This is a genomic window from Gilvimarinus gilvus, from assembly GCF_030518155.1.
GTDB classification, from domain to species: domain Bacteria; phylum Pseudomonadota; class Gammaproteobacteria; order Pseudomonadales; family Cellvibrionaceae; genus Gilvimarinus; species Gilvimarinus gilvus.
Genome location: NZ_JAULRU010000210.1, coordinates 1 through 307, shown reverse-complemented (window position 1 = coordinate 307; position 307 = coordinate 1). Strand labels below are relative to the sequence as shown.

Annotated in this window: 1 protein-coding gene; it reads left to right on the top strand. The window is 37.5% G+C overall.

From position 1 onward, the window contains the following. Window positions 1-307 (top strand): PLP-dependent transferase (locus tag QWI17_RS01675; RefSeq protein ID WP_302720752.1); only part of this gene is annotated, 307 nt, incomplete at both ends.

Below are 307 nucleotides of genomic sequence, written 5' to 3'. Positions count from 1 at the left end.
TGCTGCGCTCGAAGGTGGTGTTGCGGCATTAGCTGTTTCATCGGGACAAGCGGCACAATTTATTGCTTTAAATAATATTTTAGAATCAGGTGATAATTTTGTTTCAGCTTCTAATCTTTATGGCGGAACATATAATCAATTCAAGGTTGGTTTTAAGCGTTTAGGTGTTGATGTTCGCTTTGCCGAAGATGCAGATCCAGCTAAAATTGAATCATTAATTGATGAAAATACAAAAGCGATTTATGCAGAAACGATAGGAAACCCGAGTTTTAATGTTCCAGATTTTGAAGCAATCGCTGCAATTGCA